Annotated in this window: 1 protein-coding gene; it reads left to right on the forward strand. The window is 71.8% G+C overall.

Translation table 11 applies throughout. The features are described from left to right. Positions 1-305, forward strand: a 305-nt coding sequence (locus tag H926_RS31090) for a DUF445 family protein (protein ID WP_043610609.1), incomplete at both ends; no start/stop codon positions are given.

The following is a 305-nucleotide window of genomic DNA, read 5'->3' on the forward strand; positions in this document are numbered from 1 at the left end:
GGCCGGGCTGGACGTGGCCGGGGCGGCCGGTTCCTTCCTGGCGGCGCCACGCCAAGGCGGGGAGCAGGGGCGCCTGGCCGCCGGTGCCGCCAGCCTGGCGGCCGATATCCTGGAATCGCTCGACCGCGAAAAGCTGGGCGGCATGGCCAAGCAGGCCTTGCGCCAGCAGATAGACCGGATCGACCTGGCACCGCTCTTGGGCCAGATGTTGCGGGCGATGATTGCCGACGGGCGCCATCTGCCGCTGATCGAGGCGCTGCTGGCCAAGACGGCGCAGACCCTGGAAGCCAACGAGGCGCTGCTGC

Source organism: Novosphingobium sp. B-7 (assembly GCF_000410615.1).
GTDB classification, from domain to species: Bacteria; Pseudomonadota; Alphaproteobacteria; order Sphingomonadales; family Sphingomonadaceae; genus Novosphingobium; species Novosphingobium capsulatum.